8 protein-coding genes and 1 tRNA gene are annotated in these 15,261 nt (G+C 70.2%); 8 read left to right on the top strand and 1 reads right to left on the bottom strand.

All coding sequences use genetic code 11. The annotated features are described in order from the left end of the window. Positions 1–69: 69 nt before the first annotated feature. Positions 70–155, bottom strand: a tRNA-Leu gene (locus M1L56_RS14280). Positions 156–191: 36 nt separating this feature from the next. Here M1L56_RS14280 and M1L56_RS14275 point away from each other — a divergent pair. From M1L56_RS14275 to uvrA, 8 genes are all read left to right on the top strand, one after another. Further along, complete coding sequence (locus tag M1L56_RS14275) at positions 192–797, top strand: ANTAR domain-containing response regulator (protein ID WP_067947321.1); 606 nt, start codon at positions 192–194, stop codon at positions 795–797. 96 nt (positions 798–893) lie between these two features. Further along, positions 894–3,227 (top strand): phosphoenolpyruvate synthase, encoded by a 2,334-nt coding sequence (gene ppsA, locus M1L56_RS14270; RefSeq protein WP_248599725.1) that lies wholly within the window; start codon positions 894–896, stop codon positions 3,225–3,227. 96 nt (positions 3,228–3,323) lie between these two features. Beyond that, complete coding sequence (polA, locus tag M1L56_RS14265; RefSeq protein WP_248599724.1) at positions 3,324–6,011, top strand: DNA polymerase I; 2,688 nt, start codon at positions 3,324–3,326, stop codon at positions 6,009–6,011. A 65-nt stretch (positions 6,012–6,076) separates the two neighbouring features. Further along, on the top strand, positions 6,077–7,750 hold the full coding sequence (locus M1L56_RS14260) for a DUF885 domain-containing protein (RefSeq protein WP_248599723.1): 1,674 nt from the start codon (positions 6,077–6,079) through the stop codon (positions 7,748–7,750). A 180-nt stretch (positions 7,751–7,930) separates the two neighbouring features. Further along, positions 7,931–9,379 (top strand): 30S ribosomal protein S1, encoded by a 1,449-nt coding sequence (rpsA, locus tag M1L56_RS14255; RefSeq protein WP_067947329.1) that lies wholly within the window; start codon positions 7,931–7,933, stop codon positions 9,377–9,379. A 142-nt stretch (positions 9,380–9,521) separates the two neighbouring features. Next, positions 9,522–10,136 (top strand): dephospho-CoA kinase, encoded by a 615-nt coding sequence (coaE, locus tag M1L56_RS14250; RefSeq protein ID WP_248599722.1) that lies wholly within the window; start codon positions 9,522–9,524, stop codon positions 10,134–10,136. A 72-nt stretch (positions 10,137–10,208) separates the two neighbouring features. Continuing rightward, positions 10,209–12,272, top strand: coding sequence for an excinuclease ABC subunit UvrB (gene uvrB / locus M1L56_RS14245; protein ID WP_067947333.1), 2,064 nt, complete (start codon positions 10,209–10,211; stop codon positions 12,270–12,272). Positions 12,273–12,305: 33 nt separating this feature from the next. Further along, positions 12,306–15,260 (top strand): excinuclease ABC subunit UvrA, encoded by a 2,955-nt coding sequence (gene uvrA, locus M1L56_RS14240; RefSeq protein ID WP_282573658.1) that lies wholly within the window; start codon positions 12,306–12,308, stop codon positions 15,258–15,260. The last annotated feature ends 1 nt before the right edge of the window (position 15,261 follow it).

Here is a 15,261-nt window from a genome sequence, read left to right as displayed (position 1 = left end):
TCTAGCCGCTCGCGCCACGAGGCCCGGTCGTCCGTCGGACGGCCGGGCCTCGTTCGCGTTCGCAGGTGCTGGTGCCGGTGGTGGGGGTCGAACCCACACGCCCTCTCGGGCAAAGCATTTTGAGTGCTCCGCGTCTGCCATTCCGCCACACCGGCCGGAGCGCTCGCCCAGAATACCGTAGGCTTTCCTGCGTGACAGACACCGAAGAGACCCAGTCAGCGCCGCGCCGCGTCGTCGTCGCGGAGGATGAATCGCTCATCCGCCTCGACATCGTCGAGATCCTGCGCGACAACGGCTTCGAGGTCGTCGGCGAGGCCGGAGACGGCGAGACGGCGGTCGCACTCGCGACCGAGCTCCGCCCCGACCTCGTCATCATGGATGTGAAGATGCCGCAGCTCGACGGCATCTCCGCGGCGGAGCGGCTCTCGAAGGGCCACATCGCCCCGGTCGTGCTCCTCACGGCGTTCAGCCAGCGGGAGCTCGTCGAGCGCGCGACCGAGGCCGGCGCGCTGGCCTACGTGGTGAAGCCCTTCACGCCGAACGACCTCCTGCCCGCGATCGAGATCGCGCTGGCCCGGCACGCCCAGATCATCGCGCTCGAGGCCGAGGTCGGCGACCTCGTCGAGCGGTTCGAGACCCGCAAGCTCGTCGACCGCGCCAAGGGCCTGCTGAACGAGAAGATGGGGCTGACCGAGCCCGAGGCGTTCCGCTGGATCCAGAAGGCCTCGATGGACCGTCGCCTCACCATGAAGGACGTCTCGCAGGCCATCATCGAGCAGCTCGCACCCAAGAAGTAGCCGCCGGGACTTGCGTCCCGCGCCCGCCGACTCCGTCGTGGAACGATGGGTCCGCCCGAACCGGGCGGTCCGGTTCGGACGAGGCCAGGGGGTCGCATGCTCGGCGACGGACGTTCCGCACTGGTCAACCGCTTCGAGGAGGTCGGTCTCGGCGACGCGGCATCCGTCGGCGGCAAGGGGGCGAACCTCGGCGAGATGACCTCGGCCGGGCTGCCGATCCCGCCGGGCTTCGTGGTCACCGCGTCCGCGTACCTCGAGGCCGTGGAACGGGCGGGGGTGCGGGAGCGACTGCTCGAACGCTTCCGGGCCGCTGCGGCGGAGGCCGACGACCCGGAGGCCCTCGCGCGCGCGGCGGCCGAGCTGCGCGAGACGGTGCGGGCGGTCCAGGTCCCGGACGACGTCCGTGAAGCGATCCTGGGGGAGTACCACCGCCTCGGCGCTGGGGCCGCCGTGGCGGTGCGCTCGTCGGCGACCTCGGAGGATGCCGCGGGCACGTCATTCGCGGGCATGCACGACACGTACAACAACGTCGTGGGCGACGAGGCCGTGCTCGCCCGACTGCGGGACTGCTGGGCGTCGCTCTACGGCGACCGCGTCATCTCGTATCGGGCGAGCCAGCGCATGGACGAGGAGCCGGTGCTCGCGGTCGTCGTGCAGACGCAGGTGGCCTCCGACCGGTCGGGCGTCATGTTCACGGTCGACCCGTCGACCGGGGCGCGCGACCGGCTCGTGATCGAGGCGGCGCTGGGGCTCGGCGAGGTCGTCGTCTCCGGGGCGGTCGAACCCGACACGTACGTCGTCGCGAAGGACGGCCCGCGCCTGATCTCGGTGCGCGTCGGACGCCAGTCGCACACCCTCGTGCCCGGATCGGGCGGGACGGTCGTGCGCGAGGACCTCGACCCGGTGCGTGCCGACGCGCGCGTGCTCACCGACGACGAGGTGCTCGCCGTCGCGTCCCTCGGGCTGCAGGTGGAGCAGCACTACGGCGAGCCCCAGGACACCGAGTGGGCGTACTCGGCGGGGCGGCTCTGGATGCTCCAGTCGCGCCCGGTGACCACCCTCGGCGGCGGTCCGGGGGAGGCCGGCGTCCCGGTCGCCGGCGGACCTCCAGCGGGGACGGTCCTGCTGCGCGGGCTCGCCGCCGCGCCCGGTCGCGTGTCCGGACGGGTGCGCATCCTGCAGAGCCCCGCGGACGGACCCCGCCTGCAGGCGGGTGAGATCCTCGTCGCCCCCATGACCAACCCGGACTGGGTGCCCACGATGCGCCGCGCCGCGGCCGTGGTCACCGACGGCGGCGGCATGACCTGCCACGCCGCCATCGTGGCGCGGGAGCTCGGCGTGCCCGCGATCGTGGGGGCGCGCACGGCGACGTCGGCGCTCCGGGACGACGAGCTCGTCACGGTCGACGGCGCGAAGGGCGAGGTGATCGAGGGCGCGGATGCCGCGGCATCCGCTGCACCCGGCGCCGGAGCGCCGCCGGCGATGGTGTCGCCGATCCGGGCACCCGCGGCGCCCGAGGCGCTCGCGACCCGGCTCTACGTCAACCTCGCCATCGCGGAACGCGCCGCGGACGTCGCCGCGCAGGACGTCGACGGCGTCGGGCTGCTGCGCGCCGAGTTCATGATCACCGATGCCCTCGGCGGCCTGCACCCGCGCGAGCTGCTCGCCCGCGGCCGGCGGGACGAGTTCGTCGATCGCATGAGCGGATCGCTGCTCGAGGTGACCCGGGCGTTCGGGACGCGCCCCGTGGTGTACCGCACCATCGACTTCCGCACGAACGAGTTCCGCGGCCTCGAGGGCGGCGAGCGGTTCGAGCCGCAGGAGAACAACCCCATGATCGGCTACCGCGGCGCCTACCGATACGTCCGCGAGCCGGAGCTGTTCACCCTCGAGCTCGAGGTGCTCGCGCGGGTGCGCGAGGAGACGCCCAACCTGCACGTCATGCTCCCGTTCGTGCGCACCCGCTGGGAGCTCGAGGCCTGCCTGGAACTGATCGACGACAGCCCGCTCGGCCGTCAGCGCGGCCTGAAGCGCTGGGTCATGGCCGAGGTCCCCTCGATCGCGTACCGGATCCCGGAGTACGCGGCGATGGGCATCGACGGGGTCTCGATCGGCTCCAACGACCTCACGCAGCTCATGCTCGGCGTCGACCGGGACTCCGAGCTGTGCGCCGAGCTGTTCGACGAGTCGGATGCCGCGGTGCTCGACGCCATCGAGCGGATCATCACCGCCTGCCACGCGGCCGGCATCACCTCGTCGCTGTGCGGGCAGCGCCCGTCGAACGACCCGGCGTTCGCCGAACACCTCGTGCGCTTCGGCATCGACTCGATCTCGGTCAACCCGGATGCCGCTGACCGCGCTCGTCGCGTGATCGGGGCCGCCGAGCGTCGCATCGTGCTCGACGCGGCGCGCGGCGGCGGGGCGGGCTGAGCCCCGCGACATCCGTCGGCGGATGCCGGTCGCCCGGGGTGCCGGGCGCGTCGCCGGCGGCCCGGAGGTGTCGGTGCCCGCTTGTAGTCTTAGGGGGTGTCGGACCCCACCCCCGCAAAGCCCACCCTCCTCGTCGTCGACGGCCACTCGCTCGCCTACCGCGCCTTCTACGCGCTGCCCGTCGACAGCTTCAGCACCCGTGACGGGCAGCACACGAACGCCATCCACGGCTTCCTGTCGATGCTGCTCATGCTGTTGCGCAACGAGAAGCCGACGCACCTCGCAGTGGCGTTCGACACGTCCCGCCAGTCCTTCCGCACGCGCGAGTACACCGAGTACAAGGCGAACCGCAGCGAGACGCCGTCCGAGTTCAAGGGCCAGATCGGCCTCCTGAAGGAGGCGCTGCGCGCCATGCGCATCACCGTGCTCGAGAAGGAGGACTACGAGGCCGACGACATCCTCGCCACGCTCGCCACGCGCGGCAAGGAGGCGGGGTACGACGTGCTCGTCGTGTCCGGCGACCGCGACACCATCCAGCTCGTCGACGACGACATCACCCTGCTCTACCCGAATGTGCAGGGCGTCTCGCAGCTCAAGCGCTACGACGCCCAGGCCGTCGTCGAGCGCTACGGCGTCCGGCCCGAGCAGTACCCGGATGTCGCGGCGCTCGTCGGCGAGACCAGCGACAACCTGCCCGGCATCACGAAGGTCGGCGAGAAGACCGCCGTGAAGTGGCTCGGGCTCTACGGCAGCCTCGACGGCATCCTCGAGCACATCGACGAGATCAAGGGCGTCGTGGGCGACAACCTGCGGCGTGAGCGCGAGAACGCGGTCCGCAACCGGCGGCTCAACCGGCTCGTGCGCGATCTCGAGCTCGACGTCGAGATCGCCGACCTCGAGGCCAAGCCGATGGACGAGGCGGCCGTGCGCGAGCTGTTCGACCGGCTCGAGTTCAAGACCCTGCTCGAGCGCGTCGTGAAGATGGCCGGCGAGGGCAACGGCGTGACGGCCGACGGTTCGGCCGCGCTCGCGGCCGAGCCCGAGCCCGCCGCCACCGCGCCCGTGTCGCAGGCACTCCGCGGCGCCGAGCTGGAGGGCTGGCTCGCGCGGGCCGCCGCGGCCGAGCCGGCCGGGCTGGGGCTCAGCCTCGAGGTGCTCGACGGCCGCGTGATCGGCGCGGGCGTCGCGTCGTCGAGCGAATCGCTCCAGATCGCGTGGACGCCCGGACAGGCCGACCTCGCGCCGTTCGAGGCGTGGCTCGCGAGCGACGCCCCGAAGATCATGACCGACGCGAAGCCGCAGCTGAAGGCGATGCGCCGATCCGGCCTGGCGTTCGACGGCCTCGTCGTCGACACCCTCGTCGCGGGCTGGCTGGTCCGGCCGAGCCTGGCCGAGAAGGACCTCGCCGACCTCGTCTCGCGCTACCTGCGCGAGACCATCCCCATGGCCGACCCCGCGCAACTGGTCCCCGACGCCGATTCGACCGCCGGCGCACCCGAGTTCGCGTGGTACTCCCTCCGCGTGGCCCCCGTGGTGCTCGGTGCGCTCTCGGAGGGCTCGCGCCGGGTCCTCGCCGACATCGAGATCCCGATCGTCGGCATCCTCGCCGAGATGGAACTGCGCGGCGTGACCGTCGAGCACGACCAGCTCGCCGAGCTCTCGGCGCAGCTGGGCGAGCGCGCCGCGGGCCTCGCGCAGGCGGCGTACGCCGAGATCGGGCGCGAGGTGAACCTCGGTTCGCCGAAGCAGCTCCAGGAAGTGCTGTTCGACCAACTCGGCATGCCGAAGACCCGGGCCACGAAGACCGGCTACTCGACCGACGCCGGCGCGCTCGCCGACCTGCAGGACTCCAACCCGCACCCGTTCCTCGGACTCCTGCTCGAGCATCGCGACGCCACGAAGCTCCGGCAGATCGTCGAGACGCTCGACAAGTCCATCCAGTCCGACGGCCGCGTGCACACGAGCTACGTGCAGGTGGGCACCACCACGGGGCGCATCTCCTCGACCGACCCGAACCTGCAGAACATCCCGGTCCGCACCGAGGAGGGGCGTCGCATCCGCGCCGCATTCACCCACGGCGCCGACTACGCCGAGCTGCTGACCGCCGACTACTCGCAGATCGAGATGCGCATCATGGCGCACCTCTCGCAGGACCCGGGCCTCATCGAGGCGTTCCACTCGGGCGAGGACCTGCACCGCTTCGTCGGCGCCCGGATCTTCGACGTCGACCCGTCCGACGTGACCCCGCTCATGCGCACCAAGGTGAAGGCCATGTCCTACGGCCTCGCGTACGGACTCAGCGCGTTCGGACTCTCGAAGCAGCTGCGCATCGACCGGGCCGAGGCCACTCAGCTGATGAAGGACTACTTCGAGCGCTTCGGCGCGGTACGCGACTACCTGCGCGGGGTCGTCGCCCAGGCGAAGGTCGACGGGTACACCGAGACGATCTTCGGCCGCCGGCGTCCCTTCCCCGACCTGAACAGCCCGAACCGCGTCCTCCGCGAGAACGCCGAGCGCGCGGCGCTCAACGCGCCGATCCAGGGCTCGGCCGCCGACATCATGAAGTTCGCGATGATCGGGGTCGAGCGCGAACTCCAGGCCCGCGACCTGCGGTCGCGCATGCTCATGCAGGTGCACGACGAGCTCATCTTCGAGGTCGTCGCGGGCGAGGGCGACGAGGTCGAGGCGCTCGTGCACGACCGCATGTCGCACGCCGCCGACCTGTTGGTGCCCCTCGACGTGCAGGTCGGCCGCGGCCGCGACTGGGAGGACGCGGCGCACTGAGCCCATGACCTGAGCGGGCCTCGGGGGTTGGCACCTCGCCCGAGGGCTCGCCTAGGCTCGCACCCATGGCAGCAGCTGAGCGCACTCCGACCGAGGTCGACCGCATCGCCGAGGGCTGGGTCGACGAGATCGTCCGGTTGAATCCGGCGGTCGGCACGTACATCGGGCGCACCGACGAGGACCACCGGCTTCCGGACTACTCGCCGACCGGCCACGCCGCGCTGATGGAGGCCACCCGCGCCACGCTCGCCGAGCTCCGGCGCGCCGACCCCGTCGACGACGTCGATCGCATCACCGTGGCCGACCTCGGCAGCGAGCTCGACCTCGACCTCGAAGCGGATGCCGCGGGACTGCCGCTGCGCGACCTCAACGTCATCGCGAGTCCGGCCCAGGAGATCCGCGAGGTGTTCGACCTCATGCCCACCTCCTCCACCGAGGACTGGGAGCGGATCGCCGCTCGGCTGGCTGCGGTCCCGGGCGCGGTGGACGGCTACCTGGAGACGCTCCGACTGGGCATCGACCGGGGTGTGGTCCCGGCGGTGCGTCAGGTGCGCGAGGTGGCCCTGCAGGCGCGCCGGCACGCGCGGTCCGACGGGTTCTTCCCCTCGTTCGTCGAGCAGGCCGCGTCGGGCGAGGCGGACGTCGACGGCTCGCTGCGACGCGAGCTCGAGGCCGGCGCTGCCGGGGCGGCGTCAGCGTACGGTCGGCTCGCCGAGTTCCTCGAGCGCGAACTCGCACCGCGCGCCGGGAACGACGACGCCGTCGGCCGCGAGGTCTACGCGTTGCAGTCGCGCCGTTTCCTCGGAGCGACGATCGACCTCGACGAGACCTACGAGTGGGGTAGCGACGAGCTGGCCCGCATGGTGGCCGAGCAGGAGGCGGTCGCACACGAGATCCTTCCCGGGGCGTCCGTCGCCGAGGCCGTCGCGCACCTCGAAGCGGATCCCGCCCGCAAGCTCGTCGGCACGGAGGCCCTGCAGCGCTGGATGCAGGAGACGAGCGATCGCGCCGTGGCGGAGCTCGGCGCGACGCAGTTCGACATCCCCGAGCAGATCCGCACGCTCGAGTGCCTCATCGCCCCCACCCAGGAAGGCGGGATCTACTACACCGGTCCGAGCGACGACTTCTCGCGACCCGGTCGCATGTGGTGGTCGGTGCCCGAGGGCGTCACCGAGTTCGACACGTGGCGTGAGAAGACCACCGTGTACCACGAGGGGGTGCCGGGCCATCACCTGCAGATCGGGCAGGCGGTCGTCAATCGCGGGCAGTTGAACACGTGGCGCCGGCAGCTCGCCGGCACCTCGGGGCACGCGGAGGGCTGGGCGCTCTACGCGGAGCGGCTCATGGAGGAGCTCGGCTACCTGGACGACCCGGCCGACCGTCTCGGCATGCTCGACGGGCAGCGCATGCGCGCGGCCCGCGTCGTGCTCGACATCGGCGTCCACCTCGGCAAGCCCCGTCCCGACGGTGCCGGGGCGTGGACGGGGGAGTACGCGTTCGAGTTCATGGGCGCGAACGTGAACATGCCCGACGAGTTCGTGCGCTTCGAGGTCCACCGGTACCTCGGGTGGCCGGGGCAGGCTCCGTCGTACAAGGTGGGCCAGCGCATCTGGGAGCAGCTGCGGGACGAGGTCCGCCAGCGCGAGGGCGACGGCTTCGACATCCGCTCGTTCCACTCGCGGGCGCTGGCGCTCGGCGGAGTGGGCCTCGACACGCTGAAGGGTGCGCTGCTCGCCTGAGGGTCGCCCGACGGATGCCGCGCCGCGGGCGCAGCGCGGTGCGGTTGCCGCCCGAGCGCCGATGAGGATAGGATGGAGCGTCACTCGTGTGACATCCCTGTCCGCATGCCCGCCGCGGAACACACACAACGCTCTTTCCGCGACGGGCCCGATTTTGTCCATTAACGGAGCATCCACTACATGACAACCGCAACGACCAAGGCGCCCAAGCAGGTCGCGATCAACGACATCGGATCTGCTGACGATTTCCTCGCCGCGGTCGAGAAGACTCTGAAGTTCTTCAACGACGGCGACCTCATCGAGGGCACCGTCGTGAAGATCGACCGCGACGAGGTCCTCCTCGACGTCGGGTACAAGACCGAGGGTGTGATCCCCTCCCGCGAGCTTTCCATCAAGCACGACGTCGACCCCAGCGAGGTCGTCAACGTCGGCGACTCCGTCGAGGCCCTCGTTCTCCAGAAGGAGGACAAGGAAGGCCGACTGATCCTGTCGAAGAAGCGTGCGCAGTACGAGCGCGCGTGGGGCGACGTGGAGAAGATCAAGGAGACCGACGGCGTCGTCACGGGCACCGTCATCGAGGTCGTCAAGGGCGGCCTCATCGTCGACATCGGCCTCCGCGGCTTCCTCCCGGCCTCGCTCATCGAGCTCCGCCGCGTGCGCGACCTCACGCCGTACCTCGGCCAGGAGATCGAGGCGAAGATCCTCGAGCTCGACAAGAACCGCAACAACGTGGTCCTGTCGCGTCGCGCGCTGCTCGAGCAGACCCAGTCGGAGTCGCGCTCGACCTTCCTGCAGAACCTGCACCCGGGCCAGATCCGCAAGGGCGTCATCTCGTCGATCGTCAACTTCGGTGCGTTCGTCGACCTCGGCGGCGTCGACGGTCTCGTCCACGTCTCCGAGCTCTCCTGGAAGCACATCGAGCACGCCAGCGAGGTCGTCGAGGTCGGCCAGGAGGTCACCGTCGAGGTGCTCTCCGTCGAGCTCGACCGCGAGCGCGTCTCGCTGTCGCTCAAGGCGACGCAGGAGGACCCGTGGCAGGTCTTCGCCCGTACGCACGCCATCGGCCAGGTCACGCCCGGAAAGGTCACCAAGCTGGTGCCGTTCGGTGCGTTCGTCCGCGTCGCCGACGGCATCGAGGGCCTCGTGCACATCTCCGAGCTGTCGGGCCGCCACGTCGAGCTGGCCGAGCAGGTCGTGTCGGTCGGCGAGGAGGTCTTCGTCAAGGTCATCGACATCGACCTCGAGCGTCGCCGCATCTCGCTGTCGCTCAAGCAGGCCAACGAGGGCGTCGACCCCGAGGGCACCGAGTTCGACCCGGCGCTCTACGGCATGCTCACCGAGTACGACGAGCAGGGCAACTACAAGTACCCCGAGGGCTTCGACCCCGAGACCAACGAGTGGCGCGAGGGCTTCGAGGCCCAGCGCGAGAAGTGGGAGCAGGAGTACGCTGCCGCCCAGGCTCGCTGGGAGGCGCACAAGAAGCAGGTCGCCGCGTCGCTCGCGGCCCAGGCTTCGGACGACTCGTTCTCGTCGGGCGCCTCGTCGTTCTCGAGCGAGTCCGCCGGTGCGGGCACCCTCGCCGACGACGCCTCGCTCGCAGCACTGCGCGAGAAGCTCTCGAGCAACTGATCCGTCGCTCCGTACGGCGAATCGAACGGAAGGCCGGTCCCCTCGGGGGCCGGCCTTCCGGCATTCCCGGAGACCGCTCCGATCGCCGTCGCGGGAGGCGGGCGCGTCGAGGGCGGTGATCCGCACCCCATAGGGTGGACTCGTGTACCTGATCGGCCTCACTGGCGGAATCGCCTCCGGAAAGTCCACCGTCGCCCGCCGGCTCGTCGAGCATGGCGCGATCCACCTCGATGCCGACCAGCTCGCGCGTCGCGTGGTCGAGCCGGGCAGCCCGTGCCTCGAGGCCATCGTCGCCGAGTTCGGCGACGGGGTGCTGCGCCATGACGGCACGCTCGACCGCCCGAAGCTCGGCGAGATCGTGTTCCGCGACGACGACGCGCGGGCGCGGCTCAACGCGATCGTGCACCCGGCCGTGCGTGAGCTCTCCCGCAAGCTCATCGCCAAGGCCGAGCAGGAGGACCCGGACGCGGTCGTCGTCTACGACGTCCCGCTGCTCGTCGAGGCGCAGGTCGACCACCCGTTCGACCTCATCGTGGTGACGAGCGCCCCCAAGCGAGCCCAGGTCAAGCGCCTGGTCGAGGAGCGGGGGCTCGACCCGATCCAGGCCGAGGCCCGCGTCGACGCGCAGATCAGCGACGAGGAACGTCGCGCGATCGCCGATGTCGTGATCGACACCGGCGGCAGCCTCGCGCACACCACGAGCCAGGCCGACGGCCTGTGGGTCGACATCGAGAAGGCCCGGCGCGCGAGGCGCTGACGACAGCGGAGGCCGCAGCCGCGGCATCCGCTCTCAGGATCGGTGTCGGTGGCCGAACCTAGACTTGACCACATGCAGTCGACCCGTTCCGTGCGCCCGTTCGAGGTCGTCAGCGAGTACGCGCCGAGCGGCGACCAGCCGCAGGCGATCGCCGAGCTCGCGGCGCGCATCAACGCGGGCGAGACCGACGTGGTGCTGCTCGGTGCGACCGGTACCGGCAAGTCCGCGACGACCGCCTGGCTCATCGAGCAGGTGCAGCGGCCCACGCTGGTGCTCGCCCACAACAAGACCCTCGCCGCCCAGCTCGCGAACGAGTTCCGCGAGCTCATGCCGCACAACGCCGTCGAGTACTTCGTCTCGTACTACGACTACTACCAGCCCGAAGCGTACGTCCCGCAGACCGACACCTTCATCGAGAAGGACTCGTCGATCAACGCCGAGGTCGAGCGGCTGCGTCACTCGACGACGAACTCGCTGCTGAGCCGGCGCGACGTCGTGGTGGTCTCGACGGTGTCGTGCATCTACGGCCTCGGCACGCCCGAGCAGTACCTCAACGCGATGATGCCGCTGCAGGTGGGGCAGCGCGTCGACCGCGACTGGCTGATCCGCAAGTTCGTGTCGATGCAGTACCAGCGCAACGACGTCGACTTCTCGCGCGGCAACTTCCGGGTGCGCGGCGACACGATCGAGATCATCCCGGTGTACGAGGAGCACGCGATCCGCATCGAGATGTTCGGCGACGAGATCGAGGCGCTCTACAGCCTGCATCCGCTGACCGGCGCCGTGATCGCGAAGCTCGACGCCGTGCCGGTGTTCCCCGGGTCGCACTACGTCGCGAGCACCGACGTCATGCAGCGCGCGATCGGCACGATCCGCGACGAACTCGACGAGCGCCTGCAGGAGCTCGAGCGCGAGGGCAAGCTGCTCGAGGCCCAGCGCCTCCGCATGCGCACCACCTTCGACCTCGAGATGATGGAGCAGATCGGCTTCTGCTCGGGCATCGAGAACTACTCCCGGCACATCGACGGTCGCGCCGCGGGCGAGCCGCCGCACTGCCTGCTCGACTACTTCCCCGATGACTTCCTCGTCGTCATCGACGAGTCCCACGTGACCGTGCCGCAGATCGGCGCGATGTACGAGGGCGACTCGTCGCGCAAGCGCACGCTCGTCGAGCACGGATTCCGCCTGCCGAGCGCGCTCGACAACCGCCCCCTGAAGTGGGACGAGTTCAAGGACCGCATCGGCCAGACCGTGTACCTCTCGGCCACCCCGGGCAAGTACGAGATGGGCATCGCGGACGGCGTCGTCGAGCAGATCATCCGGCCGACCGGGCTCGTCGATCCCGAGATCGTGGTCAAGCCCACCAAGGGGCAGATCGACGACCTCCTCGAGGAGATCCGGGCGCGCGCCGAACGCGACGAGCGCGTGCTCGTGACGACCCTGACCAAGCGGATGGCCGAGGAGCTCACCGACTTCCTCACCGAGGCCGGCGTCCGGGTGCGGTACCTCCACTCCGACGTCGACACGCTGCGTCGCGTCGAGCTGCTGACCGAACTCCGAGCGGGCGTCTACGACGTGCTGGTGGGCATCAACCTCCTCCGCGAGGGGCTCGACCTCCCGGAGGTGTCGCTCGTGGCGATCCTGGACGCCGACAAGGAGGGGTTCCTCCGCTCGTCCACCTCGCTCATCCAGACCATCGGGCGCGCGGCGCGGAACGTCTCCGGCGAGGTGCACATGTACGCCGACGTGATGACCGACTCGATGCAGTCCGCCATCGAGGAGACGAACCGCCGCCGCGACAAGCAGCTCGAGTACAACCGCGTGAACGGCATCGACCCCACGCCGCTCCGCAAGCGGATCGCCGACATCACCGAGGTCCTCGCGCGCGAGGAGGCCGACACGGCGGCGCTGCTGCGCGGACGCGACGCGAAGAAGACCTCGCCGGTCCCGATGCGCCGCGAGGGCATCGCCGCGGCCGGGGCCAACGACCTCGAGGACCTGATCCGCGACCTCAACGAGCAGATGCTCGAGGCGGCCGGCGAGCTCAAGTTCGAGCTCGCGGCCCGACTGCGAGACGAGGTCTCCGAGCTGAAGCGCGAGCTCCGGCAGATGGAGAAGGCGGGGCACCTCGGCTGAGGCATCCGCCCCTCGCTCCGTCGAGTCGAACGTATGTTCGCTCTCAGCACGTGCGCTCTCGGCGTTCGTGTCGGAGGGCGTTCGTACACTCGTAGGGTGCCAGTTTCACGTCTCGATGCCCATTCGCGCCTGAGTGTCCGCGGAGCCCGCGTCCACAACCTGCGCAACGTCGATGTCGAGATCCCGCGCGACGCGATGGTCGTGTTCACGGGCCTGTCCGGCTCGGGCAAGTCCTCGCTCGCGTTCGACACGATCTTCGCCGAGGGGCAGCGCCGATACGTCGAGTCCCTCTCGGCGTACGCGCGCCAGTTCCTCGGGCAGGTCGACCGACCCGACGTCGACTTCATCGAGGGGTTGAGCCCCGCGGTCTCCATCGACCAGAAGTCGACCAACCGCAACCCGCGATCGACGGTGGGCACGATCACCGAGATCTACGACTACATGCGACTGCTCTGGGCGCGCATCGGCGTGCCCCACTGCCCGGTGTGCGGCGAGCGCATCCAGCGGCAGACCGTGCAGCAGATCGCCGACCAGCTCATGGAGCTCGAGGCGGGCACCCGGTTCCAGGTGCTCAGCCCAATGGTGTCGCAGAAGAAGGGCGAGTTCGTCGACCTCTTCCGCGAGCTCGCGAGCCAGGGCTACTCGCGCGCCGTCGTCGACGGCGAGGTGATCCGCCTCGACGAGCCGCCCACGCTGAAGAAGCAGGTGAAGCACGACATCTCCGTCGTCATCGACCGGCTCGTGGCATCCGACGAGGTGCTCGGCCGGCTCACCGACTCGCTCGAGACCGCCCTGCGGTTGACCGACGGCGTCGTGCAGATCAACTACGTCGACCGCGAGGGCGATGCGGCGTGGCAGACCTTCTCCGAGAAGCTCAGCTGTCCGAACCAGCACCCCATCGCGCTCACCGAGATCGAGCCGCGCACCTTCTCGTTCAACGCCCCGTTCGGTGCGTGCCCGGAGTGCTCCGGCCTCGGCACGCGCATGTCGGTCGACGAGGACCTCCTGCTCGGCGACCCGTCGCTCAGCATCAACGAGGGCGTCATCCTGCCGTGGACCTCGCAGGGCAAGAGCCTCTACAACTACTACGAGAAGCTGCTGCACGGCCTCGGCCGCGACCTCGGCTTCTCGCTCGACACGCCCTGGGAGGACCTGCCGGTCGAAGCACGGCACGCGGTCCTCCGCGGCGACAACTTCGAGGTCAAGGTCCGCTGGCGCAACCGGTACGGCCGCGAGATGAGCTACACGTCCGGGTTCGAGGGCGTCGTGCCGTACATCGAACGGCAGTACCTGCAGGCCGAGACCGACGTGCAGCGCGCGCGGTGGGCCGAGTACCTCCGCGAGGTGCCCTGCCCGGTCTGCCAGGGCGACCGGCTGAAGCCCGAGGTGCTCTCGGTGTTGATCCACGACTCGTCCATCGCCGACGTCTGCCGGCTCAGCCTGCACGACGCCCGCGCGTTCATGGACCGCCTCGAGCTCACCGACCGGGAGCAGGCCATCGCCGCACAGGTGCTCCGCGAGATCAAGCTCCGGCTCGACTTCCTCATCCGGGTCGGGCTCAGCTACCTCGACCTCGCCCGCGCGGCCGGCACGCTCTCGGGCGGCGAGGCGCAGCGCATCCGGCTGGCCACCCAGATCGGCTCGGGCCTGACCGGCGTCCTCTACGTGCTCGACGAGCCGAGCATCGGCCTGCACCAGCGCGACAACCGACGCCTCATCGACACGCTCGTCGCACTCCGCGACCTCGGCAACACCCTCATCGTCGTCGAGCACGACGAGGACACCATCCGCACGGCCGACTGGATCGTCGACATCGGTCCCGGCGCCGGCGTGCACGGCGGCACGGTCGTGCACAGCGGCAGCTACGCCGACCTCGTGAAGAACCGCGAGTCGCTCACGGGCGACTACCTGTCGGGCCGCAAGGAGATCGCGATCCCGGCGAAGCGCCGTCCGATCGACCCCGGTCGCATGATCACCGTCGAGGGCGCCCAGGCGAACAACCTGCGCGGCGTCGACGTCGCGTTCCCGCTCGGCACGCTCACCGCGGTCACGGGCGTGAGCGGGTCCGGCAAGTCGTCGCTCGTCAACGACATCCTCTACCGGGTGCTCGCCAACCGGCTGAACGGCGCCCGCAAGGTGCCCGGCAAGCACCGGCGGGTCACCGGGCTCGACCACCTCGACAAGGTCGTGCACGTGGACCAGGCGCCGATCGGTCGCACCCCGCGGTCCAACCCGGCGACGTACACCGGGGTCTTCGACCGCATCCGGACCCTGTTCTCCGAGACCGCCGAGGCGAAGGCCCGCGGGTACCTGCCGGGCCGGTTCAGCTTCAACGTCAAGGGCGGGCGCTGCGAGGCCTGCGCGGGCGACGGCACGATCAAGATCGAGATGAACTTCCTCCCCGACGTCTACGTCGCGTGCGAGGTCTGCGGGGGCAAGCGCTACAACCGCGAGACCCTGCAGGTGCACTACAAGGGCAAGAACATCGCCGAGGTGCTCGAGATGCCGATCAGCGAGGCGGCGGAGTTCTTCGAGCCGATCTCCGCGATCCACCGCTACCTCAAGACGCTCGTCGACGTCGGCCTCGGGTACGTCCAGCTCGGGCAGAGCGCGACGACCTTGTCGGGCGGCGAGGCGCAGCGCGTCAAGCTGGCGACCGAGCTGCAGCGGCGGTCGAACGGTCGCAGCGTCTACGTGCTCGACGAGCCGACGACCGGCCTGCACTTCGAAGACGTGCGGAAGCTGCTGAAGGTGCTCGGCAAGCTCGTCGACAAGGGCAACACCGTCATCGTCATCGAGCACAGCCTCGACGTGATCAAGTCCGCCGACTGGATCATCGATCTCGGCCCCGAGGGCGGCTCGGGCGGCGGTCAGGTCGTGGCCGTCGGCACGCCGGAAGACGTCGCCGACAACCACGACAGCCACACCGGGTACTTCCTCCGCGAGATCTTCGACGCTGCGGCGGAGCCGGCCGTCGCCGCCAGCTGAC

This window comes from Agromyces sp. C10 (assembly GCF_023217995.1).
Lineage (GTDB): Bacteria > Actinomycetota > Actinomycetes > Actinomycetales > Microbacteriaceae > Agromyces > Agromyces indicus.
This window is presented reverse-complemented; position numbering and strand designations above follow the sequence as displayed.

Bases quoted from the DNA above. Each gene is read 5' to 3' on its own strand.
- ppsA (WP_248599725.1), top strand. From the start codon at position 894: ATGCTCGGCGACGGACGTTCCGCACTGGTCAACCGCTTCGAGGAGGTC.
- M1L56_RS14260 (WP_248599723.1), top strand. From the start codon at position 6,077: ATGGCAGCAGCTGAGCGCACTCCGACCGAGGTCGACCGCATCGCCGAG.
- rpsA (WP_067947329.1), top strand. From the start codon at position 7,931: ATGACAACCGCAACGACCAAGGCGCCCAAGCAGGTCGCGATCAACGAC.
- uvrB (WP_067947333.1), top strand. From the start codon at position 10,209: ATGCAGTCGACCCGTTCCGTGCGCCCGTTCGAGGTCGTCAGCGAGTAC.
- uvrA (WP_282573658.1), top strand. From the start codon at position 12,306: ATGTTCGCTCTCAGCACGTGCGCTCTCGGCGTTCGTGTCGGAGGGCGT.